The sequence below is a fragment of the Legionella norrlandica genome (genome assembly GCF_000770585.1).
In the GTDB taxonomy this organism is placed as follows: Bacteria; Pseudomonadota; Gammaproteobacteria; order Legionellales; family Legionellaceae; genus Legionella; species Legionella norrlandica.
Genome location: NZ_JNCF01000012.1, coordinates 1 through 24,228, shown reverse-complemented (window position 1 = coordinate 24,228; position 24,228 = coordinate 1). Strand labels below are relative to the sequence as shown.

Here is a 24,228-nt window from a genome sequence, read left to right as displayed (position 1 = left end):
TTTAAGATAAGCTTCTGTGCAATATTTTTACATTTTTCGAGTGATAAATTTGCTCTTTTATGGCATTAAAAATTGACGAAGTGGCTTGGCCGTTTATTGTTCCCATTTTGTTAAGTTCATTTTTGGAGTTCAATAATAACTCTTTAAATCGATTTGGATTTTTACTAAATAGTTGAATTAATGCATTGAGTTCTTCAATTTCATTAATTTGAATATGAGCTGGAACATGTGGAAAATCATTTGTTCCAAACTTATATAAATCAAAGTTGATAACAACCTTCCTTGCTGCTAAAGCCCATCGAGCAAGACTACTGCCACATGCTAAGAGAATATCACATTTAGGAATTTCATATAGTGGAAAATTGGGTTGATCTTTTATACCCAGTGATAATATCTCTTTTCTATCAGACTCTTTCATTCTTGGATGAAACGAATACACTACCTCAACATTGCTATATTGATTGAATAAATTTAATAACGCCACAATAAAATCTGCTACAGACTGATAGTCACATTTATCTTTCCAACCATCATGATCGCTTGGTGGGACGCATACTAAAATCTTTAGTTGGTGGTTATCTATTCTTTGGAATTGCTCAAATGCTTGTTTAATTGCATTATCATTAACTATCACATCATTCATCACATCGCAATATATGGATCCGGTTAATTTCATTTTCTCATTTTTTATGCCTTCAGATAAATAACGCTGATACATAACATCGCTTTCTAATAGAATAATATCTGCTATTCCGCCTTGAAGACACCAAGGGTAAGGAATCTTAATTTTCAAACTTTCTAGGGCGAGAATAAACTCTGGTGGTAAATAAATTGCTTCTCCATAAGGAGTTTCTTTAACCCATTTTGGATATAATTTTTTAACCAACTGTACTGACGGATCATTTGTAGTTAGTAGTTCACCCGCTTTGTATTTTTCCTCTACTCCTTTAGAAATTAAATAAGATGAATCAGCAAGGCCATAAGGTAATACTATGACTGGGATATGTAATTTTTTTGCCGCCGAGATAAGTATAAAATCAGCTGCAATCCCGTCTTCTCCAATAATAATTACATTTGGTTTAAATTTTTTAAGTAATTCATACGCTGTTAATAATCTTGAGAAGTGGATATTTCTGAATAAATTATATTTTTGCTTTGATAGATTTCTGCTGAGCGCTCTTATTTGCTTTGACTTATTGAACAATTTAAATTCTATATATTTGTCAAATAAGGATTTGATAGGACTGGAACGATAAGTAAAATTTTCAGATGATTCTTTATGATGATAAAAATCCATATCGTATTTCTTTGCTATTTTGGAAATCGCTTCAGCAACACCAGGATCATCTCGATCACAACAAAATCCAGATGACAGTTTTGATCTTTTAAGCGTCTCGCTACTTCTTCATAGTATCGAAGCTGACCCAATTCACCTGCAACAATAAGTATTTTTAGCATCCCAAAATCCCAAGGATAATTTTTGCAATTATTTAGATTTCTCTATTTATCAAAATATCAAAAAGATTACAAATCCTATTTACATTTTTTCCATCTAAATTACCCCAATTATCGCGAATAGATGCCATTTGGCTGGCAATTTTTTCATATTCTTCTTTTTTTTGTAAATCTGTCAATTTTTGCCAAACATCTTTTAGATATTTATAATTAAAAAAACCTTGTACCCCGGCATAAATTTTTAGATTATGATCATAGGTATCATAATTAATAATTGGTTTTCCACAAGCAATAGCCCATCTAATAGAGGATGAATAAGAAAATACAAAGAAAATATCATGCTTAGGGATTAAATCTATAATCCAGTCATTAGAAATAGTGACATCGAATGATTTTATTATTTCCAATTCATCAAAAGATATAGCTGGATGTACCGAAACGGTAATTTCCATATTGGGGCCTAACTCACGTAACATGTTGAAAAGGTTATAAATCATATCCTTATAGGTAGGGAATTCATTCTTAAATTTTCGTGTATTATGGTAGCTTGGAGGTAAAGAAACTAATATTGAGGTGACTTTATCGCTGATTTTAGTTTTATTTAAATAGGATGCTTTATAGATGGGATCACTATTCATGCTATCATACATCACATCACAATATACAGTTCCTACCAATTTTAATTTTGCTTTGTTTAAATTTTCTTTTATATAATGCTCTAACATAGCATGACTTTCTACTGCTAATAAATCAGCATTTCCTCCGTGTGTTGTCCAGGGGTTGGGCAAGTCAATGCCATACTCCAATCGTGCAATAATTAATTCTGGGGGAAATAGTATTGTATCGAAATATTCTGTAGTTAAGATCCAATGCTTGAATTTCTTTTTTATGAATTCATGATACCTAGAGTCACGTGAATTAAATTTAATCACAGTTTCTTTTTCGATTTTTTCATGAATAAGATTAATAAAATCTTCTCTACCACTAACTTCATACGGAATATTTATAACCGGAATTTTATTTTGTTTTGCTTGCTTTATTAAAAAAACATTCCCAGAAATCCCATCTTCCCCAACTAAAATTAATTTTGGGTTGTACTTTTCTATTAAGTACTGTGCTGCAGTTAGATTGGATTTTATATCCTTAATGTATATTTCCTTTTTTTTCTCCAACTCGCAAGTAGCATTTTTATAGGATTCTGATTTCATCCTATAATAGAATTTATCCAATAAGCCCATTGGAGGTAGGGATTTAGCTGAACTTATGTCCTTAAACTCATTGAAATGGGAAGATTGCAATTCAAATTGAATTTCCAATTGATGAGCAGCATCTCGGATCTGTTTCACTTGTTTGTCAGTGCAGTCAAATGCAACAAAGACTATATTATTCTGATATTTTTTTTTAATTCTTTCACATAAATTTTTAAACATGAATAATTGAGATATTGAGCTGATACTTATAATAATCACGATGTATGTGCTCCGAATGCCTATGAAACCAATCAGGAGTTTATCAATAATAGAGGTTGCTGATAATCCTCCCAGCTAAAAATGATTTTAAGTAATTAATAAGAAATTACTTTAAGAATCGGAGGAGGCTATTACTTAGCAATTTGAAATAGATTCTGTTTAATTTCAATGACTTCCTCAGTATGTGCCCTTTCCCATTCGCCCAGCGCTACTCTGTCTCGTTCTAATTTTTCCTGCATATTAGCCTTTGTTAGTAAAGTCGAAAAATTACTAATTCTCGACTCATTTTTTAGCATTAATACTGTCGATAATATTAAATTCCCTAGTTCATTTTTGAAGTGCTGAGGATCCCAAAACCAATGCATTTTAGTTGTGGCATCCTCTTTATTGGGAAGCTCTTCCGTTGTAATGGAGTTAATGTTATTAAAACCCCACAAAGCAAATTTTGAGTCCGGGTATTTTTGATTATGAGCTACTATTATACGCGTTAACTCTTCTTGCCATTGCTCATAAATGTCCCATAAATCTAACAATTTATAAGTTTCCAAAAGCCTGACATGTTCTGGAGCAAGGATAAGGATTAATTCGGTATTATTGTTCTCGCAAATAGTTATAATTTTTTGCAAATAATCTATAGTATTAATTCCTTTTTCAAGATTAGTAAAACTAAATTGATTTTGTGGTGAAGGCAATAAAGATAATTTATTGTAACCTTCTGTATATAGAAAATTATTTTTATAACCTTTTATTTGATCTATTTGTTCTTCTCTATAATCATGAGCAAGTTGCCCATTACTTAGAAAGGCGTTTCTTTTATTTTGATTTTTTATGGTTTCCAGGCTTGCTTTTAATGCATCAAAGGAAAGTAAAGTGGAAAAAAGCGTATTGGCAGCAAAGGGATTTTTATTTCCATTGGCGTCTACACGCAGTAATGATTCATCAAAATCATCCCGATTATTTATATAGGCATTAAACATAAAGAAATTGACTACTAAAACGACTTTTTTAATGGGCTTAATTGCTTCAGCATGTTGTAAATAGCGCATTACTTCGTAAATATTTGCCCCGCTCAATCCAAGATTATAAGTTTGAGAATTATTCCATGCCGGGAAATCCGGATTGAGACCTGTTTCTGCAGTAGAGGACCCCATTATTAAATATTCGGGTTTTTTCCACTCAACTGCTATTGCTTTGGTAAGACGCAAATGTGATGCCACTTGGGGCTTTTGACTGAATTTTTGGACAGGTATCGATTTATAAATATTATACGGATTAACTAGCCAGTTAAATAATATGATAATGAAGCTAAATAGTAGAAAAAATACAAAATAATAAATGAAAAACCTTTTAAAGTGATTCAATTGAGCTCACCTCAGAATTTGTAATATAGAAATTCACTGATATGCCCAAAGGACAGCAGTGAAGATAAGGTTAAAAAAGCGCAAACTGCTGCAGTAAATGCATTGGGGGTCCAATGCCAATGCTTCAATGGATATCGCTCAATTTCTCCTGGATAAGTTTCCAGAGCGGGGCGATACTTGTAGAGTAATTGTTGAGTGTTAGGCGCTAAAAATACGATGAACCCTGTAGTGAATAAAAGTGCAAATAGGTGTTTTAACTGTTCAGGATTAAATAAAGAACCAGATGAGGAAATAGGGCTGAACAATGCGGTAAGAATATGGTAACTTGTGGTGAAGGTTTCTGCGCGGAAAAATATCCAAGCGATAACTACTGCTAGAAAAGTAATAATTTGAGCAAAAAAATTGCATATCCATTTATTGAGGAAGAAAAACTGAAAATAATGTTTTTTTATAAGAAGCCATACGTGGTTTATTACCAAATAAAAACCATGTAATAAACCCCACATAATAAATGTCCATCCAGCTCCATGCCAAATACCACCTATTATCATAGTTATCATTAGGTTGAGATACCGCTTGATATTACCCTTGCGGTTTCCGCCCAAAGGGATATAGACATAGTCCCTTAAAAAGCGAGATAAAGTCATATGCCACCGACGCCAGAAACTAATAATATTAAATGCCTTATATGGTGAATTAAAATTTAAAGGGAAGATGATGCCGAAGAGACGAGCTAAGCCTATTGCCATATCGGAATACCCTGAGAAATCAAAATACAATTGAAAAGTATAAGAAATGCTCCCACACCATGCCTCAATAAAGGTGATTGAATCTTTTGAGGCTGCACTAAATACCGTATTTGCATAAGGCGCTAAGGAATCAGCAATAATAGTTTTCTTAAAAAGACCAATGGAAAAAATGGTCAAACCTACAGCACAATTTTCCCAGCTGAATAGCTTTCTTTTCTCGTTCTCAAATTGGGGCATTATTTCTTGATGGTGAAGTATGGGGCCTGCCATTAAATGAGGAAAAAATGTGACAAATAATCCAAAGTTAATAAATCGTGGCACTTTAATTTGTTTTCTATAACAATCGGTGAGATAAGCAATTTGAGTAAAGGTAAAAAAAGAAATGCCGAGTGGGAGATCCTCATTGATTAATTCCAGAGGTTGATTAAGTAATAAATATAAATTAGTTAATAAAAATTGACTGTATTTAAAGTAAATAAGCAAAGATAAATTGCCAATAAGTCCTGCATAGAAGAAAACTCTATTGATTCGCTCCATCAAAAAACTAATGAAAAAATTAAACAGGATTGAGAGTAATAAAAATGGTAAATAGGAGAAATTCCAATACCCATAAAAAATAATAGACGTTACAAAAAGAAATAGGATTGTTTCTGAGCGTTTATGACGCCACTGGAACAGTAAAAACAAAACAAAGGTTGCTGGTAAAAAGAGGAAAATAAAAGAATAGGAGTTAAAGAGCATTATTTAAACTTTATATAAAAAATAAGGTAACCTATATAATTTTGAACGGGCACGTAGCAATAATTATTCAAAAATTATTATTTACCAGCAAGTGAACCCGCCATCAACTATAATATTTTGTCCTGTAACATAGGTTGAGGCATCTGAAGCTAAGAAAACTAGTGCACCTAATAATTCATCAAATTTACCCATTCTTCCTAATGGGACCTTACTTGAATAATTTTTAACAAAAGTGTTATTTTGACCACTTTCAATACCGCCTGGCGTTAGGGTATTAACGCGAATATTATATTTCGCCAAATAGGTTGCAAGATATTTTGTTAAACTCAATACTGCACCCTTTGATGCAGAATATACAGCGGGGGTATTGATCTCTACTCCTAAATACTCTGATCCCTTATAGATGCTTTGATCGGGTGCAACAACTCCATAGATAGAACTTGTTTGAATAATGCTCCCACCAGTGTTTTGTTTTATCATTTCTTTGCTTACGGCTTGTGCTACTAGAAACATCCCATCCAGATTAACAGACATTACTTTTTGCCATGTTTCCAGCTCATATTCTTCAAAGGGGGCAAAGAATTTATGCAAGTCATCAGTTTTAGTTGCAGCATTATTTAAAAGTATGTCAATTGAATTAAATTGAGTTTTTACTGTTTCAACCATGTGTACGATATTAATTTTATCAGCTACATCACATCGCAATGGAAGAACTTTTGCATCTGGAAATTCTTCCAGAATTGATTGGCATACTTGTTCAGCGTTTTCGTAGCAAACATCAGCCACCGCAACTTTAGCGCCATTTTTAGCAAGCTCTCGGCTAAAGCCTTTACCAAGAATTCCAGCTCCGCCTGTAATAATCGCAGTTTTATTAGTAAGATTAAACAATGGCAGCCCCTTCTTTAGTTTTGAATACAATTCGTTCCATAGGCTTTAATGAGGACAATTGCCTTATTAGCTGCATGGTGTTGATTGTCTCATACGGTAGTATAACAGGCATTTTGTTCTTAACCATCAGTTGCATGTTTTGAATTGTTCGTTTAAAAGCAGTAAAATTATCGTGAAGGTCATAATGATAGTGATTATTAGTACCATAAAACGAAAGATGAAAAGTTTTACCGACTTTTCCCAAGCAGGTTAGATTAAATACCACATTATTTTCCAGTATTAGGCTATAAAATTCAAATGGACCAGGTAGACGTGTGGCTGAAATTACTTTGGATAGCCCCAGGCCATTCATTGCATCAAGAAGATGAATGCCATATTTCTCAAGATTATTTAGAACAACGCCTTCTACTAATTTGAGCTCTCCAAGATCTAATTCATTATTTCTTATTAGATCTAGCTCTTGGGCATAGCGCATTCCAGAGGTACTCATCAATAAGCCGTTATTTAGATATTTTTCAAAATAACTTAATTCATCGTTATTTAAAGTGAGTGGCTTGTCAATAAATACAGGTATACCGTATTCCAGAAATGGTTTGGCTATTTTGTAATGGGTTTGATAATCATCTCTTGCTATGAAGACAAGATCTACTTTGCCTATCATTTCTTCATAATGATCAAGTGCGTAAGTAATTTTACTTGCAGCACATAATTTTTGGGTCAAATTCTTGTCTTGAGTCCATGCACAAGTAACTTCCAGATCATGAAAATCAAATGCATCTCTCGGTTGATTTTCCAGGTAATTTAGAATAACAGGCCATCCTGCTGCAATAAATGCATCTGGATCATAACCATTAATAATAGCTGAGAAAGAAAAAGGATGACCGTTTCCTTCACTATATCCTAAAATACCTGCTTTCATCACCATACCCCCCAGCCTCCATCAACACACAGATTTTGACCGGTTATATAAGATCCTGCTTCTGAACATAGCAGTATTGCAGCACCTTTTAATTCGTGAGGCTTACCAATTCTGTTAAGTGGATTTTTGCCGCTTAAACGTTGGATAAAATCAGGGTTTTCCTTTTGAGTGCTCTCAAAGGGGAATGGACCAGGGCTTATGGCATTGACTCGGATTTGGTGGGGGGATAAAAAGCTTGCCAAATACTTAGTGAGTTGTATTAAACCTGCTTTCGCAGCTCCATAGCTTGGTGGGTTGGCAAATCGCTCACTATCGTACAGTCTGTAATCGGGCGCCACATGCCCATACATGGATGCGATATTAAGAATGTTTCCTTTTTTCTTTTTTAAAAGAGGAGAGGCCCGCTTAATTGTTCTAAATACACCATTCAGACATATTTCTATATCCTGATTCCAGTCTTCATCAGAAATGGATTCGAAAGTATTTTTACGACCTGACCAACCACAATTCACTAAAATATCTAATCCTTCAGGAAATAGCTCATTGACTGTATGCATACAAAGATCAATAGATTCGGGGTTAGAGATGTCTATGCAGAGAGGTGTAAAGATACCATTTTTAAAATTTTCAGTAAGATAATCAGTATAAATTCGACATTTTTCTAAATTACGACTGGCGATAATAACATTAGCTCCTTGCTCTGCAAATGCATGGGCTATTTCACTACCTAATAAGCCAGCCCCACCTATAACCAAAGCGGTTTTACCTTGTAATGAAAAAAGTTCAGATAACCTCGGTGCTGTTTCTGGTTTCGAATAAGACATTTGCTACCACCAAATCTTTGTTTGTATCGATATCAATTACAGAACTTCCATCTAGAATTTCTGCACCCATTTTTCCAAAAAGAACGCTTGGTCCTTCATTGGGAAAAGCCCTTAGGTTGAAAGCATAAACAACTCCATTAAGTTGATAAGCTTTTGGTAAATTTTGTCTTGAAATCCATGGTATTGCACCTTTAATAAAAGGTTCTGGTTGGCCATTCTGAATAGACCAAATTCTATGAGGATTAACTTCTGCTTCATTAAAAGTAGCAATGGAGTCCAGATCTTCATAAACTAGTCGGTACAAGCATTTTTGTATAATTTCTTTAGTCCGAAAAGGCGAAGTTGCTTCTAACAAGACCATGTAGTCGGGAAGGTTATTTTCAGCGCTAAGAATTGTGCGGTAATACCGTATTACGTCTGCAACCAGTGCTGTGTCTGTAGCTAAATAATCTGGCCTATGTTGGATAGTAACATTATAAGATTTAGCGGTATTTGCAATATTTTGATCATCAGTTGAGACTATAATTTCATCGATTTCAGGAATATCTGAGGCTACTTCAATGGGCCAAGCAACTAAAGGCTTCCCACCAAGTAGGGCGAGGTTTTTATTAATAATGGATTTACTCCCTCCTCGCACGGGTATAAAGGCAACGATCCTTTTGTTATTTATCATTATTAAATCATTTATTATTTTTTATTTGGGCGAATTATAATCTTGTAGAAATTTTAAAGCAACAAGAGGTTTTTTTATTTTTTGATTAATCTTTAATAGAGAGTTTTATAGGTTTATTAATGGCCTTCCATAATTTTTTTGACAAATAAATATTACTTAAAGCAACCAACCGACAAAGTATTCCAACTCTTACCAGCAGTGTAGTAAAAAAGGATGAATTATTTTTAAAGAATTTATTATGATATCTCCACATGCCTTTTGCTTTATACCATAAGACTCGCAGAGGAATTTGTTTAGTACTATAACTTTTTACATGAGTAACTTTCGTATGAGGTGTAAAAATGATTTTCCACCCCCCCTTTAAAACTCTGTAAAACCAGTCATAATCCTCGCAGTAGAGGAAGTATTTAGCATCAAGAAGACCAATTTCGTCAATCACTTTTTTCCTGACGAACATACATGAGCCTGAAATGAGCTCTACTTCAATAGGATGATTTGGCAAAGCCTTAGCAGATAACAAATATCCCGAAAATCTGGAGTTATTGGGGAAAATTTTACCTAATTTGAACATCTGGTTAAATACTCTAGTAGGAGTTGGAGTAAGGCCTCGACACCCTGCTTGTTCTGTCCCATCCAGATTAGTTACCAAGCATCCTGTCATTCCGGCATCAGGGTAGTCATCCATAACCTGCAACAGATGTTCAATGGTACGTTCATTAATAAAACAATCTGGATTTAGATACAATATAAAAGGGGTATCTATCATGGGGTAGACTGCATTATTCGCTGCTGAAAAGCCAATATTGGCATGATTTTTATGAATAAAAAGATCTGGATTACCCGTATACGACCTGCTCAGTAGGGATAAACTGTCATCAGACGAGGCATTATCAGAAATAATTACCCTTACTGGAATAGTGCTGGAGAATACTTGCTTAATACATTTCAACAACATTTCACCTGAATTGTAATTCACTATGACCACTGTAACTAAATTTTTCACCATGGCAATCCTTTATTTAGGATTTTAAGTAATTGAAATGTGCTTATCTTACGCGATTTCTGTATTATTTTGCGTTGTCTTAGGACTCTTTGCAAATTTTTTATTGCATCTATTTTAGATTTTAAGATGATTGAAGTTTGTTTTCTGCATAGAAATAAGAGAATTGTGGCTACATTTAATAGAATATGCAAAGGCAAACTGAAAAGTAATAAAGATGTTGGCATATTTTTAAAATAAGTCCAGACTAGGTTACGATGTCCATGGTATGTGTAGAAATCGCTATGTCTTTTGGTTGTTGCGGAACCAGTATGCTCAACTATGGCTTTAGGTACATATCCCCCCTTGTAACCTAAAAGCCATAAACGAAATGCTAAATCGATATCTTCATAATAGCAAAAATAATGATCATCAAATCCCTGGGCATTATTAAATGCCTCGCGGTGATATAAAGCTGCAGCAGCACAAGGTGAAAAAATTTCTGAAATATGGCCTGGATCTCGGCTGAGGGGCTTTCTATGGTTCTTACGCCAAGCTTTGCCGCTAACATGATAACAGTCTCCGGTGCCATCCAATAAATGCGGTTCTTGTTCGCAAATTAATTTGCAACCCAGGAAAGCAAATTGTGGGTATTCACGTATAGCATTCACCATTTCTTTAAGCCAGTCTTTATGAGGGTAAGCATCAGGATTAAGTAATGCAATCCAGTTTATTTCGGGAGATAAATATTCTGCGGCTCGGTTATTACCGGTTGCAAACCCCAGGTTTGTATCATTTTCAATTATCGTTAAAGGTAAGTTCAGGCAGCGAATATCTTGTGGAATTGGTTCCGAGCTAGCATTATCAAAAATGATAATCTGGTAAGGTTTATAAGTTTGTATAGCTAATGCACGAAGTGCCTTTAAAAGGTATTTTCCTGAGTTATAGTTTATAATAATGACCCCAATATTGATTGGAGTATTGGTTTTGTTAGATAGGTAATTCACAATCCTGTTTCCAATGTTGTAGAGCACTGATCATGCTGAGGTATAAATTATTACTTTCTATAAACCAACTCATTTTTTCAACTGAAAAGTATTTATTGACAAGCTCTTGAGTCAATACATGTTTCACACGCTTATCATAGAGATAAGGCAAGGAAATGGAGGAATAGGAGACCGACAATACTTCACATCCATACACAAGACTTTCAGCCAGTTCAATTGGGAGGTGATAGTATTGTTGGTCAATGACATGGATGTTGTAGTCTTTTTTCAGGGCATTAATTATCAATAAAAATAATTCTGGGTTATGGGCTGGATGAGGTTTAATAATAATAGTGCTGTTTTTTTTTGCGTGAGCCAATAAAATTTCTTTATAAAGTGCTATTTCATTTTCAATAGTAGTTAGTTTAGATTCAGTAAAATTGCTGTGCATAAGCAAATAGCAGGCGGATGGGGTATTTTTGATCAGATCTTGTAGATGAGTTTTAAATTCAGGGATGCAATTGGCAAGGTCGGCAACGCATTGTTTCAAATCTTTTTTGCTAACAATAGATAGTTTACATTGAGTTAAAAAATCTTTTCCTGGATCACATGGTATTGCAAGGATTGCTTCTTGGGCTTGTAGCTGATTTTTTTTGCCTGGGTAGATTAATTTTCTTTTTATTCTGGCAAGAATATTATGAAGTATGATTTTATCTTTATTGATAATTTGGTACATCAGCCGGGAGAAATAATTTTGCGTATAGACTAAACCTAAAGCATCGCCATAACAAATGCGTTTTGCATAAGGGAAGGCGTGCATCAATGCCTGGTTCCAAAAATCACTACTGATGTCATGTGAAAACAATAATTCATCAAACTGATATTTTTTTAATCTACTTCGTATTAGTTTGGCTCGTAAGTTTACGGGTAAGTAGGTGATAAATTTGGGATTTTTGAACAAAGAATAACCAGATAAAAGAATGGAGTTTGGTTCATTATTAATCAATGCTTTGATATGAGACATTTTAATTGAGTTAAAGAGGATGTGGGGTTTAGTTAGAATTAGCAAGGGCTTTTCAGGGCAATTATTTATTGTTTTGTTATAACGATAGGCAGCAATAGCAGGTATTAATTGATTAATATGATCGATACTGATTAAGGTCAGATTATTCATAGTATGGAAAATTTATTTATTAATATCATACAAGTTTTTATCAGCATTATCTGCTCTTTTATGGTCACGGCTCGGTTAAGATCGTAGTCCAGTTTAGTAACAGTCCGAGCCGCGACCATGAGTGATCGGATAAAATCACATTCCATAGATAAGGAACTAGGTAAATGGGTAATCCACTTCACTGTTCAAGCCACTTTCTAATATAAACTCCTTTAAAGGGCGTAATAGTTGCAAATGATGCTGCATGGAAATTTCATAACTTGTCAGGTTGCAACTGCCAGTTTCTAGCAGGGTAGTTACTAGTTCAGCAGTTAGCATGCTCTGATAAGGAATGGACGCGTTAACTTCTTCCCATTTCCAGTCTTTTTCCATGCTGGTTTGCCATGCCTTTTGTTCCCATTCTCTTGAAATGACACGTAAGTTATTACTGTAAATTTCGATTTGGATAGGGGCCATACCTTCTTTGTCACAATGTAAGAATGCAACACTACCATTTGCAAATCGTGCAATTAAAGTTCCGGTTAACTCAAAATAACCTTTTCTTTTACTAGATATAATTTGTTTATCAAGATATCGGGTATCGAGCTCAAAGTGGTTTACACCAGTAATATAAGCCAGGTGATCTAGATAGTGTATTGCATTAGTAACTAAACCATATTGGCTTCCATTGACATGATATTGAATGATTTCATTTTTAAATGCAGTATTTAGATGCTGATAGTATGGCATCATTCTCATGCTGCAATTAATCCAGGTTTTTGTATCTTTTGAGGATAATTGTTCTGCAATATCGTAATAATCTTGTTCTTGAGTAAACAGGAGTTTTTCGAGAACCAGGTGCTTCACTTCTGTGGTGTTTAATAAATTCTCTATGATAGATCTACGACTATTAGCTGTACTGGCAATAATTGCTATGTCCACCGGTTGATAATTTTTAATTTCTTGAGTATAGCTAATTTGATGTTTTATATTTTGAATAGTTGCATCAAAGCGGGTTTTGGCAATTTCGAGTGACTCTTGATCAGGATCAATAACAAGGATCTCCATTTCCTGATTAAGTAAATTAAGTGATTGCAGATGTCGACTGCCTAGTTGTCCCGCACCGATTATTACTATTTTTTTCATGATAATAAAGAATAAGAGATTAAATTGTGATGCATTTTAGCTGACCTGGCTATTGAAATCTACCTGGGTTTAGGCTTCTTTCTGATTTTTCTTTATTTGTTTTGCCAACCATTTTGAAATAACTTGATGTCCTTGTTCATTAAAATGTGAAATATTCATAAAATTATTTTTTGAATAGTCTGGCTTAGGTATTAAACAATGAATTTTTGGATATCTTTGGCAAATTTGATTGAGATCATTTAATTCATTTTCAATGTCTGTAATATTAAACTGCGTTTGTTTTATACCTTCTCTGGAGATGGGTGAGATAAAAAAATAAACATGCTCAGCAATTTCAAAAGAAGTAGAGAAGATAGAGTTTAAAAAAGAGGCGTACTCGGGTAAATTTTTTTTGAAATCAATGTATTTCTCTGAATAGCTGTCTGGTAAATTAGCGAACGAAAATCGATGCCTTTCTTTTTTATCAGGTGCATACAATCTATTTAACTCCAGATTAGTAAGGAGGTTTATTCCATGGGGATGGAATAAATAAAATTGACTATAAGAATTATTTAAATACTCAGAATGATTTTTGTTGGTATTAGGCGTTGATGAAGTAAAATTAAAAAGATTGATTTCAATTACTAGAGTATTTACAGAAATTTTATGGGTTTTAAGATAATTAAAATAATTTAGAATATTTTTTCTACTTTCGCCTATTATAGAGGCATTAATGATGGAGTATTCAGGAAGATATTTTCCCATGATATAGGGGTACGATTCCTTGATAAGCAGATCATATCCATAGGAAAATGAAGATCCGAATATTAGCATCACCGGTTTTTTGCAGATTTTATTTTTTGATTTAAATAGGCTTGCGTAAGAGAAATTTGTTCATCATCAATATAATTTCTTACGTTAATTATTGATGAGTCATATAAAAAAGAGGTTAAGCTACCAATAAAATAGCTCCAGAATATATGAGTAACAATCAATCCTAAAGTTACTCCTAAAATATATTTATAATAATTTTTCTTAATCATTCCTAGTACTATTTATTAAAAATTAAAATATAAAAAGGTGCTTGATGTTTGAGAAATAGTTGTAATTGCAAAATAGACTAATGCTCCTATGAGGAATCCATACCCAATCTTTGGAGACCAGATAAGTTGTTTTTGTAGAGAACTAGATTGAGGAACTTTCTTTGTTGGATTCTCTAATACCACATTAGTTTTTTTCATTATTTCAATAGTATTGGGTAATGTAACGCAAATTACCAGACCAACAAGTAGAAACAGCCCGAAAACAATGTAATTTAGTAAGTTCAATAAGCCAGCGGCATTGTAGAAATGATAATTCATTCCCAACATGGCATGAAGGAAATTCTCAGCTGTTGCAAAGTTATCCGATCGAAATAATACCCAGCCGATTACTACAAGAAAAAAAGTGAAGGAAATGGATAGATATTGTAATAGTTTGGACACTATTGCTGAACTTATCTCAAAGTTGAAAGTGGTTGAAATTTTATTTTTGATGGCATGCCATCCGTGATTGAGGATGAGTAGGGTTCCATGATAGATTCCCCATAAAACAAAGGTCCATCCAGCTCCGTGCCAAAAACCAACAATAACCATTACAATGAATAAATTGAAATATTTGCGCAGCGTCCCATGCTTCCCTCCACCTATGGGTATGTACAAATAATCTCTGAAAAAATGCGATAAACTCATATGCCATCGTCGCCAGAAATCAATTATATTTTTTGCTTTGTAAGGAGAATTAAAATTGACAGGTAATTTAATTCCAATCATATAGCTGAGGCCTATGGCCATTTCAGAATATCCGGAAAAGTCAAAATATAACTGTAGAGTATAGCCTATAGCACCAATCCAGGCATCTGTAAAAGACAATTCATATCCTTTACCCGGTAAATCAAAAATATAATTTACTTTTGGGGCAATCGTATCAGCTAAACAGACTTTCTTAAATAGCCCAATGATAAAGATTGTTAGTCCTATTATAAAGTAGCGCATAAGAGGGGGCTGTTTGATTGTTAGTATTTTTTTAAATTGGGGCATGACATCAGCATGATGGATAATTGGTCCAGCGATTAAATGGGGGAAATAAGTAACAAATAATGAGTAGTTGATGAAATTAAAATGCTTTACTTTGCCCTGATAAGTATCTACTAAATAAGCAATTTGAGTAAATGTAAAAAAAGAAATGCCTAGAGGTAATATTATGTTTAAATAATTAAAATTGGTATGGGCTAATGTATTGAAGTTTTGTATAAAAAAATTCATGTATTTAAAATAAACAAGTGCGCCGAGGTTGCAAATTATCCCTAAAATTAAATAGTTTTTTTTGTAAAAAAGTAGTTTGCTTTTAATAATGAACTGGCTAATTAAATAATTAAAACATATAGAAGCAATTAACAAAATAAGATAGCTTGGGTTCCACCAGCCGTAAAAGATTAAAGAAAAAATTAATAACCATGAAGTAACGGCGGATTTAAAGTAATGAATAAAAAAATAGGTTCCGACTAGTGTGATTGGAAGATAAATAAACAAAAATAAATAGGAATTAAATAACATGACGTCCGTTTTGAGGGAGTGCTTAATTAAAAAAACAATCTTAATTTAAGTTTCCAAAAATTACTACATTAAAGTATACTCATTTGGACCTTCTCAATAGCAATAAATAACGTTTGCTTTATTGATAACTTATCGTTATTTTTATGAGTTTGGAGATTTCATGATATTCCACCAGATGTTTGATCAAGACTCTTGCACATATACTTATTTAATAGGTTCCATGGATAGCAAGCATGCAGTAATTATTGATTCAGTCAGGACCCATGTTAAACAATATATCCATTTAATTAATCAATTAGGATTAAAACTTGTTGCTTCTATTGATACTCATCTGCATGCCGATCACATTACTGGTTCAGGTCAACTAGCTGCTTTAACAGATTGCCATTCTATGATGGGCATTGAAACCAAAGCTCAATTTGTGCATGCCAAATTTTGTGATAATGAAATTTTAAATTTTGGGGATATTAAAATAAGAGCGATGCATACCCCGGGACATACTCCTGACTCTTATTGCTTTGTAATGGAGGATAGAGTATTCACTGGCGATACTTTATTGATTAATGCGACAGGTCGTACCGATTTCCAAAATGGCAGTGCCAGCGCACAATATGAGAGTTTATTTAACAAACTGTTAAAATTACCTGGATTTATAAAAGTATATCCCGGACATGATTATAACCAGAAGCAATGTAGTACTATTGAATATGAGAAAAAAAATAATCCCAGGTTGCAGGTAAAATCAAAGCAAGAATACATTGAAATGATGGGTAATTTAAATTTGTCTTTGCCGAAGAATATGCATTTTGCAGTACCTGCTAATTTAAATAATGGATTAACTGAACTAGAAGTAAGCTCTTTGATTTAGAGACATGCTTTTTAACGGCGCCATGGTTGACTCTAGAACCTTGACACAATAAAAAACGATATGAAGTTTGTTCATGTTGAATAGCAACATTACTTAATAATTATTTAAGAACAAGGGGAGTATAAATTTTTTATACCATTTTGGTTTTCCAACATTGACTAAGAGATTATTTTGCTCAATGTAGTCTTTGGGGTTTCCGGCAATCCCATATTGATAATTCAAAATTAAATTATTATGTAAAAAACTATCTTTTGTTCCAGAAGCTATCCATAGTGCAATTGAGTTAAATTTTGGTGATTGGAAGTTAGAAAAAATATTATTTTGTATTTTACAATTTTTTGATGAATCGGATAAAATTAAGCCAATGTATTCTAATCGATATTTAAGTGCTTCTATAGGTATAGATGGAGCGGAAACGACATTATTTAATATGTTACAGCCTGAGGTATCGCGAATATTCAAACCAACCAGGTAAAAATTAATTTTATCTTTTGGCTCATAAAAATCCATATTAATTATGTAATTACCTCGCACATAGAGGTTAGAACCAGAAAGATTAATGGCAATATATTTAATATTGTTAAATGAATTATTCAGAATTCGTAAATTTTTTCCACCTGAGCCAGAAATAGCGAACCAAAAGCCATCAAAATAACCATTTTTTATCGTAATATTACTATGATCACTCAGGAGGATACCGATACTCCCGGAATCTGAGCCAGGGTCTCTTAATTTTTTTTCATTCAGATCAAGAACTACCGAATCAGAATTTATAGTAATTGACCCCCGAATATTTTTCATTAAATAATAACAACCAGGAGTTGTTATTGTATTGGTTTTAAGTGCTGTACATCCCAATTGATAGCTTAATGCTATATCATATTGTAATGATAATAAAAGTGCTAAGATCCTATAATAACATTATTTAAATTCATGTTATTTATTCCATTTTTAACTAATTATGTTGTACATTAATTGCGAACAAAGTGGAGCAATCCAAGATTTTGTGCCCAGATTAACCTGAATACTTCTCTGGTGCTTGCAATGGTGAGACCTACAAGTTTAGTATTCCTAACCGTTTGAGTTTTTTAATAATTTATATATCTTTAAAGATTCTAACTGAAAGTTTAAAAAGTTGATAGTACAGATGTTTAGGTATTGGTATTAAAAAATAATTTACTATTTAGACAGATTCATGCCAGAGCAGTGGATGATTTAAATATTTTAGAGGCAAGCTAGAAATTTTCTTAATTTAGCTGTAATTTATATTTAATATTATATCTATTTGATTTTAAATGCCTATTTTTTAAGCGCTATGAATTCAAAATAAGAAATGTGATTGCTTATTATATCGAAATAGGTTGTTGGGTATTTAGGTTTTTGATAATAGTGAAACATAGTATAGTGATGTAATAAGGGATTTATTATTCTGCAGCTCATTTTTGCAAAAATTAAACACAAATTTATTTGTTACTTAATACTCCGTTAATAATCAGGGTGTACAATGTGATCCAAGCAATGAGAATTGCTTAAAATTTGTTCATGTTGTAGTTGCCGTGAACACCATGGAAGCGTTCTATGGAGGAAGTAGGTAGCTGCTTAGTTAGGGAGATTTTAGTCATGTTAATTTTGACTCGGCGTATTGGTGAAACATTAATCATAGGTGATGATGTTAACATTACTGTACTAGGCGTCAAAGGCAATCAAGTTCGTTTAGGAATTAATGCCCCAAAAGATGTTTCAGTTCATCGTGAAGAAATTTATTTACGCATACAACAAGAAAAAGAATCTGATGATTCAGAACAAGCTGTATAAATCAATTTCCTCGCAGATCATCCAGTTCCGAGCACCTAAAAAGGCTCGGGACGAACCTTAAAAATAACCTTAACATTTCTTCTATTATTTATTCATTCGATCCATGTAATTTATTTAGTTTGGGATTGCAGTGAAGTATCGCCTGATGAAAGAAAATGTTGTACTCCGTTTTCATCTTTTAAAATTAATTGTCCTGAATGATCCACACCACAAGCTATTCCTGAAATAGAGCCTGAAGATTGATTGACAGTGATATATTGGCCTGCCAAATAGTCTGTCGCATTCCATTCATTCATAAAAAAGTTAAAATCAGTACTCGTAAACTTATTTAAATATGTTTCTAGATGAGTAATCAGGTTTGCTATTAAATGGTTGCGGTTAAATTGTTTATGAAAAATTTCATACAAAGAACACCATGGTTTATCTGGAAGAGGATTATTTTCTGTGTCTGAGTTAACATTTAATCCTATACCAATAATTACTTGTGAGCTACCATTGGATTCAGCAACAATTTCAATCAGGCTGCCGCATAATTTTTTGTGCTCCCAGATGATATCATTGGGCCATTTGACTTTGATATCTTTGGTATGATTAAGAGTTTTTAGAAAAGCCACTATTGCCAAGCTGGAAATGAGACTTAAGCCAGAAAGACGGGATAGATCACAGTTGAAACTCCAGCGGGTTGAGCAATAAATATTTTCTCCAAATGGAGAATACCATTGTCTTCCAAAGCGGCCTTTTCCTTGCATTTGTATTTCAGCACAACAAATTTCTACGTAAGGACTTGGTGGTAAATCTTTTAAATAGCGGTTAGTTGAATCAATCGATGTAAATAAATGAAGCTGAAAAGGGTGTTGAAAACCATTGGCTTTTATCTGGTTGGTAAGGTCACTAGAATCTAATAGAATTAGCGGATTTGATAATTGGTAGCCTTGCTGCGGTATACGATTAATCGGAATACCTAACTCATTTAATTGATTGATTTGCTTCCAAACAGCCGTGCGACTGATATGTAAAGTTTTTCCTAATTCACTACCACTATGACATGCTCCATCACTCAGTAGGCGCATTAAAGTTTTTTGAGAATCATTCAATTGGAACATATTTTTAGGTTCAAAACTTTAAACTAACATTTTGTTGAAGTTGTATGATCCCATGACGAATTTCTCTGACAGCGGGGTGGTGACATAATGCACCACTGCAACACACTTTGGGCATAAATGATCGCAATTGCCATGTCATGTTGTGTAGAGGATCATCCACTAGCTGTTTTGTTGGGGAACTTGTTGGCACGTTAAATTCTTTGGTGGGATAGGAAAGGCCTAAACCGCTGGCTTTGATAAAAGCTTCTTTTTGTGCCCAGACATGAAAAAATAAAGCTGGTTTTAGTGATTGGGGAGCTTTTTTCAAGTCTTGATATTCCTGTTCAGAAAACAAATTTTTAGCTATCCCTTCATAGGGGCGAGGGGAGTATTGTTCTATATCTACACCCAAAGGTAGATTTTTCCTACCGCTAGTACGGCCATATCCCCACTGTGGCTTATGTTGAATTGCAATTTTTGGGAATTGATAACATTAGGTTTGCCGTGAGCACTATATGTGAACTCCAGCCGCTCAGGGGAGATATTGAGATAACGAGCAAGGATAATTCTCATAGTGGCTCGGGCGTTTGTAAAACGTCTTTTGTGGCGGGTGAAATAGAAGCGGCCAGCCCTCGAACGTTCATCGGCATTCAATAATTGATGAGCAAAGTGTAATTCATGATCTAAAGAGAATTGCCATAGATCAATCCGTGATTCATTTAAAATGCAGTTTTGGGTGTTTAATGGTGTAAAACCTGTAATTATCATCTGTTGTGCTTAGAATCTGGCGTCAATTAACGGTTAAGAGTATCATATACCCAAGATACTTCAAAATTTGACTTATGCAGAGGTATAAATTTGCAGGGATTATATGACTACTCAGCTTTTTTAAAAGTCTGGACAAAAAAATCATGTCGCCTAAAATATCACATTTTGAAGTAATCTTAGGTTATACCGAAGATATCTAATTCACCCTAAAGAGTAATCGATGAGCCGACAGTTTTTGGATTTTGAGCAACCAATAGAAGAATTGAATCAAAAAATTGAAGCACTGCGTATGGTTGGCAGTGATAATGAAGTTAACTTAAGCGAAGAAATAACTCGACTTGAAGTAAAGTGCTCTGAATTAACGGAGAATATTTTTTCAAGGTTAGAGCCATGGCAAGTTGCTCAGATGGCAAGACATCCTTTAAGACCGCAAACTACTGATTATATTGAGCGAATTTTTACAGATTTTCAGGAACTGCACGGGGATCGCAGTTATTCCTCAGCCCCCGCGATTATTGGTGGTCTAGCTCGTTTAAATGGTGAGCCAGTGATAGTGCTTGGCCACCAAAAAGGTAAACGTACTAAGGAAAAAGTATATAGAAATTTTGGTATGGCAAGGCCTGAAGAGTACAGGAAGGCATTACGTTTGATGCGAATGGCTGAAAAATTCAAGTTGCCTATATTTACTTTTATCGATACTGCAGGGGCTTATCCTGGTATAGGCGCTGAGGAGCGTAACCAATCGGAAGCTATTGCGCGTAATCTTTTTGTAATGTCTCGCCTTAAAACACCAATTATTTGTGTGGTGACTGGTGAAGCCGGCTCTGGAGGGGCTTTGGCTATTGGTGTCGGTGATAAAATTATTATGCTGCAATTCAGCATTTATTCTGTGATTTCTCCTGAAGGTTGTGCCTCAATTTTATGGAAAGATGCCTCCAAAGCCAGTGAGGCGGCACGTGCGATGGGAATTACCGCAGAGAAAATATATGAAAATGGATTAATAGATATGGTCGTTCCTGAACCATTAGGCGGTGCACACCGGGATGTTGATGAAATGGCAAGCCGTTTAAAAAGAATATTAACCAGTGAACTTCAAGTTTTGAAAAAGATGCCGTTGGATAAAGTGATTGAGTTGAGGTACCAAAAATTTATGGCAATGGGGGCTTGTGACTAAGTCTCTATTAAGCCAGATTGGGTTGTACGCCTGGAAAAGTTTAATAAATTATACGTAGGTTTTAGTGGTGGGCTGGACTCTACAGTACTGTTGCATGTACTGGCCTCATTCCCTCAATTACGCGATAAACTCTCGGCTGTGCATATTAATCATGGGATAAGTAGTAATTCTAAGAACTGGCAACACCATTGTGAACAAGTTTGTTTGAGTTTAGGTCTTGATTTTATTGCCAAATCTATCGATTTTGATCGTTCAGTCAATATAGAAGAAGCAGCACGTACCGCACGGTACGGCTGTTTTTCCTCTTTATTAACCAAGCATGATTGCTTAATTTTGGCACATCATCTTGATGATCAGGCAGAAACAGTACTTTTACAGCTTTTTCGCGGAGCAGGTATAGGTGGGTTGGGCGCTATGCATGAATTGAGCTCTTTAGGCAAAGGTCAATTAGCAAGGCCATTTTTAGTTCACTCAAGAATACAGCTTGAGCATTATGCTGATTGTTATGAGTTAAGATGGATAGAAGATGAAAGTAATCAGGATATTAAATACTCTCGAAATTATCTTCGTCATCGCATAATGCCATTATTAGTAGAAAAGTGGCCTGGGGTGGTAGGAAATATCGCCAGAGCAGCCACTCATTGCCAGCAAGCTAAAGCTAATCTTGAAGCATTGGCTTTCCATGATTGTCCCGAGCTTTCAGTGGCGATGGATCATTTAAATATAGAACTTTTGAAAGAGCTCGGCTTTGATCGTATTATTAATGTTTTAAAGGTTTGGCTGAAAAAAAATCAAGTACAATTGCCGTCGTCAAAGACCTTTCAGCGCATTATCCATGAAGTTATTTTTGCAAGCTCTGATGCCATGCCTATGGTGAGTTGGGGACAAATACAAATACGCCGCTTTAAACAGTGTATTTATTTGTTTGGAATAGATAAGATCAATTTGCCGGATGTTATAAAATGGCAACAATTTCCTGCGCCCTTACGGTGCCTGGATGCTAAAATTCATTTAAAGGCAATCCAGGCTGAAAAAGGGGCCATGATTCCAGATGAAGCCAAAATAGACATTCGATTCAGAAAAGGCGGTGAAGAGTTTTATTGGCGCGGTCAGACCAGGCATCTAAAAAAATTATTTCAGGAATGGCAAGTTCCCCCCTGGATTAGAGATAAAGTCCCATTGGTTTATATTAACGATCAATTAGCTTGTGTAGTAGGTTATGCTGTAAGTGATTTATTTTTTACTACTAATCCGCAGGAAGCCTGGTCTATAGTTAGTAATTCTTAATATCATCAATATCTGCTCTCTCACGGTTGCGGCTCGGATGATTAATCAGATTATTAAATTGAATTATGATTAAAACCGAGACCATAAGGGAGCGGGTAAAATTGAAACCAAACTAAATTATTTCTTCAGTTTTTTTATAGCTTTTAATACTATACATCATTATCGAATATGTTTATTCTGCGCAAATTCGAATATTGTGAAATTAATTTCTATTATTTATGTCCGATACTTATTGCGAAAAGAGCTATAGATCAAAACTTCTCAAACAGGGGTTGTTTGGTTTATTGATTTTAGGTGTGGTCTTTTTATTCTTGGAGTGCTTCTCAAGATGGATAGCTGCAACAAGCACGGCACCTTTTGGTGAAAATATCAGGAATGATCAAAAAATGATAGTTAGCGATTCTATTAGGCAAGGCATCGTAGCAATTGGCGATTCAATTATTGCCAGAAGTTTTTATCCCGAGCTTTTTTCTTCTTTGCTGGCTAAGAAATTTTCTAAACCCTATGAAGTATATAATATAGGAGTAGAGGGTTCTGGAATAGTGCATCATCGTGCTCATTTGCGCTATCTACTTCGCAGGAATGTTAAGCCAGATTTTGTAATTATGAATGTTTCTGTTCATAATCTTAACTTGAGTAATTTGGCTTTTGAAGCTAATCATGTGATTAATCCAGAATATTTAGACAGCCGTTCTTTGGATTATTATACTCGTTGTTTTATAGTAGAAAAACCAACGATTTCCTCAAAAATGTATTGTAAAGTTGCAAAATACTCTTATTTTTTTCGCCTAATTCATTATTACCATCAACAAATAAATAGCAGCATCCAATCTCTATTGCATACACAAAGATTACGTGTTGATAATTTATTGATAAAATATCCAGCGGTTTCAAAACAAGGTTTTTCACCCAATTTTGGAAGTCTTACTGAACAATCTGTAAATACTCCGAGAATGCTTGAGTTTTTAAGATATGAGTACAGAAATGTATTTTCTCATTTTAGATTAGGTACAGATGGACTGGATAGTATAATTGATGATTTAAATAAAAATTCGATCAAAGTTATTTTAGTTTTGGCTCCGGTATATCATCCTGTAACACGTAAAATATATAATGAGTTCGGTTTGCCGCCTAACAAGGCTATAATAAATGCTCTTAAAGATTTTGCTTCAAGAAAAAATATTGCATTTATCGATCTGTTTAACGAATGTCAGGACCCTATTTATTTTCAGGATCCAGTACATCCAAATATCTACGGTGCAATTAAGATAACCACATTGCTATCGCAAAAAATTATTAACAAACAATTTGTAGGACC

21 protein-coding genes and 1 pseudogene are annotated in these 24,228 nt (G+C 34.2%); 5 read left to right on the top strand and 17 right to left on the bottom strand.

Annotated elements, in window-relative coordinates:
* Position 1: 1 nt before the first annotated feature.
* From OK13_RS04745 to OK13_RS04675, 14 genes are all read right to left on the bottom strand, one after another.
* Complete coding sequence (locus OK13_RS04745; RefSeq protein WP_035888217.1) at positions 2-1,297, bottom strand: hypothetical protein; 1,296 nt, start codon at positions 1,295-1,297, stop codon at positions 2-4.
* A gap of 193 nt (positions 1,298-1,490) precedes the next feature.
* Positions 1,491-2,885: a hypothetical protein gene (locus OK13_RS04740; protein ID WP_152571576.1), complete on the bottom strand. Its 1,395-nt coding sequence runs from the start codon at positions 2,883-2,885 to the stop codon at positions 1,491-1,493.
* Between the two features lie 170 nt (positions 2,886-3,055).
* On the bottom strand, positions 3,056-4,141 hold the full coding sequence (locus OK13_RS04735) for a hypothetical protein (RefSeq protein WP_152571575.1): 1,086 nt from the start codon (positions 4,139-4,141) through the stop codon (positions 3,056-3,058).
* Between the two features lie 155 nt (positions 4,142-4,296).
* Positions 4,297-5,775 carry an MBOAT family O-acyltransferase gene (locus OK13_RS04730; protein WP_035888211.1) on the bottom strand — a complete coding sequence of 493 codons (1,479 nt, stop codon included), beginning with the start codon at positions 5,773-5,775 and terminating at the stop codon, positions 4,297-4,299.
* Positions 5,776-5,856: 81 nt separating this feature from the next.
* Positions 5,857-6,663, bottom strand: a complete 807-nt coding sequence (locus OK13_RS04725; protein WP_206538890.1) for an SDR family oxidoreductase — start codon at positions 6,661-6,663, stop codon at positions 5,857-5,859.
* Entirely contained in the window at positions 6,656-7,588 is a 933-nt protein-coding gene (locus tag OK13_RS13885; RefSeq protein WP_081964867.1) for a Gfo/Idh/MocA family oxidoreductase, read from the bottom strand. Before OK13_RS13885 ends, OK13_RS04725 begins: the two co-directional genes overlap by 8 nt.
* Positions 7,582-8,406, bottom strand: a complete 825-nt coding sequence (locus OK13_RS04715; RefSeq protein ID WP_035888210.1) for an SDR family oxidoreductase — start codon at positions 8,404-8,406, stop codon at positions 7,582-7,584. The genes OK13_RS13885 and OK13_RS04715 overlap by 7 nt, the downstream gene beginning before the upstream one ends.
* Positions 8,366-9,079, bottom strand: a complete 714-nt coding sequence (locus OK13_RS04710; protein ID WP_052117573.1) for an acylneuraminate cytidylyltransferase family protein — start codon at positions 9,077-9,079, stop codon at positions 8,366-8,368. Before OK13_RS04710 ends, OK13_RS04715 begins: the two co-directional genes overlap by 41 nt.
* A gap of 85 nt (positions 9,080-9,164) precedes the next feature.
* Entirely contained in the window at positions 9,165-10,085 is a 921-nt protein-coding gene (locus OK13_RS04705) for a glycosyltransferase family 2 protein (RefSeq protein ID WP_035888207.1), read from the bottom strand.
* A complete protein-coding gene (locus tag OK13_RS04700; protein WP_035888204.1) occupies positions 10,079-11,065 on the bottom strand; it encodes a glycosyltransferase family 2 protein in 987 nt (328 codons plus the stop codon). Before OK13_RS04700 ends, OK13_RS04705 begins: the two co-directional genes overlap by 7 nt.
* Complete coding sequence (locus OK13_RS04695; RefSeq protein WP_035888201.1) at positions 11,049-12,218, bottom strand: polysialyltransferase family glycosyltransferase; 1,170 nt, start codon at positions 12,216-12,218, stop codon at positions 11,049-11,051. Before OK13_RS04695 ends, OK13_RS04700 begins: the two co-directional genes overlap by 17 nt.
* 156 nt (positions 12,219-12,374) lie before the next feature.
* On the bottom strand, positions 12,375-13,343 hold the full coding sequence (locus tag OK13_RS04690; RefSeq protein WP_035888200.1) for a Gfo/Idh/MocA family oxidoreductase: 969 nt from the start codon (positions 13,341-13,343) through the stop codon (positions 12,375-12,377).
* A 69-nt stretch (positions 13,344-13,412) separates the two neighbouring features.
* Entirely contained in the window at positions 13,413-14,087 is a 675-nt protein-coding gene (locus OK13_RS04685) for a hypothetical protein (protein ID WP_035888197.1), read from the bottom strand.
* Positions 14,088-14,380: 293 nt separating this feature from the next.
* Entirely contained in the window at positions 14,381-15,625 is a 1,245-nt protein-coding gene (locus OK13_RS04675) for an MBOAT family protein (protein ID WP_206538889.1), read from the bottom strand.
* 451 nt (positions 15,626-16,076) lie between these two features.
* Here OK13_RS04675 and OK13_RS04670 point away from each other — a divergent pair, with 451 nt between their 5' ends.
* The gene (locus tag OK13_RS04670) at positions 16,077-16,784 is read left to right on the top strand and encodes an MBL fold metallo-hydrolase (RefSeq protein WP_035888190.1); all 708 of its coding nucleotides are present in this window, start codon (positions 16,077-16,079) and stop codon (positions 16,782-16,784) included.
* A 93-nt stretch (positions 16,785-16,877) separates the two neighbouring features.
* Here the strand turns inward: OK13_RS04670 and OK13_RS04665 are convergent, their stop codons facing one another.
* A complete protein-coding gene (locus tag OK13_RS04665; protein WP_035888189.1) occupies positions 16,878-17,585 on the bottom strand; it encodes a right-handed parallel beta-helix repeat-containing protein in 708 nt (235 codons plus the stop codon).
* Positions 17,586-18,404: 819 nt separating this feature from the next.
* On the opposite strand from OK13_RS04665, the gene csrA reads away from it, so the two are divergent.
* Entirely contained in the window at positions 18,405-18,599 is a 195-nt protein-coding gene (csrA, locus tag OK13_RS04660) for a carbon storage regulator CsrA (RefSeq protein WP_011213314.1), read from the top strand.
* 110 nt (positions 18,600-18,709) lie between these two features.
* Here csrA and OK13_RS04655 read toward each other — a convergent pair whose 3' ends face one another.
* Complete coding sequence (locus tag OK13_RS04655) at positions 18,710-19,702, bottom strand: biotin--[acetyl-CoA-carboxylase] ligase (RefSeq protein ID WP_035888188.1); 993 nt, start codon at positions 19,700-19,702, stop codon at positions 18,710-18,712.
* Positions 19,703-19,712: 10 nt separating this feature from the next.
* A pseudogene (locus OK13_RS16000) lies at positions 19,713-20,449 on the bottom strand (4'-phosphopantetheinyl transferase family protein).
* Between the two features lie 220 nt (positions 20,450-20,669).
* Here OK13_RS16000 and OK13_RS04645 point away from each other — a divergent pair.
* The 3 genes from OK13_RS04645 to OK13_RS04635 form a co-directional block, all read left to right on the top strand.
* Positions 20,670-21,623, top strand: a complete 954-nt coding sequence (locus tag OK13_RS04645; protein ID WP_035888186.1) for an acetyl-CoA carboxylase carboxyltransferase subunit alpha — start codon at positions 20,670-20,672, stop codon at positions 21,621-21,623.
* 6 nt (positions 21,624-21,629) lie between these two features.
* Positions 21,630-22,910 (top strand): tRNA lysidine(34) synthetase TilS, encoded by a 1,281-nt coding sequence (gene tilS, locus OK13_RS04640; RefSeq protein ID WP_035888184.1) that lies wholly within the window; start codon positions 21,630-21,632, stop codon positions 22,908-22,910.
* 296 nt (positions 22,911-23,206) lie between these two features.
* A partial coding sequence (locus OK13_RS04635; RefSeq protein WP_241480413.1) for a DUF1574 family protein occupies positions 23,207-24,228 on the top strand: 1,022 nt, incomplete at its 3' end.